This window comes from Streptomyces sp. AC627_RSS907 (assembly GCF_019049165.1).
Genome location: NZ_JAGMUE010001237.1, coordinates 1 through 570, shown reverse-complemented (window position 1 = coordinate 570; position 570 = coordinate 1). Strand labels below are relative to the sequence as shown.

1 protein-coding gene is annotated in these 570 nt (G+C 74.6%); it reads left to right on the top strand.

The annotated features are described in order from the left end of the window. Positions 1–570: FAD-dependent monooxygenase (locus KUM32_RS41255; RefSeq protein ID WP_217146772.1), on the top strand; the 570-nt coding region annotated here is incomplete at both ends.

Below are 570 nucleotides of genomic sequence, written 5' to 3'. Positions count from 1 at the left end.
GGACCTCGGTCCCGAACTCGCCGCCGTGGCCGTCTACCCCCGCAACCTGGTCTTCCTCCCCGCCGACACCGGCCGCCGGCTGACCACCGTCGACCTCGGCGACGCCTTCCGGGCACGCTACGGCCAGCCGTACACCGTGCTGCACCGCGGCGACCTCCTCGACATCCTGCTCGCCGCCTGCCGCGCGCACGAGCGCGTCACCCTGGAGTCGGGGCGCGAGGTCGTCGAGGTGCGCGACGCCGAGGGCGAGTCGGCGACCGTGCGGTTCGCCGACGGCGAGACGTACGCGTGCGAGGCGGTGGTCGGCGCCGACGGCCTGTGGTCGCGCACCCGCGCGCTGGTGGCCGACGACGCGCCGCTGTGCTCGGGGTACGTCGCCTATCGCGGCACCGTCCCGGCCGGCGACCTGCCCGACAGCGTGCGGCCCGACGACGAGCTCGTCTGGATCGGACCAGGCAAGCACCTGGTGCAGTACCCCATACGACGCGGCGAGCTGCACAACCAGGTGGCGGTCTTCCGTAGCCGCCGCTACCGGCCCGAGATCGCGGCCGGTGACGACTGGGGCACCGC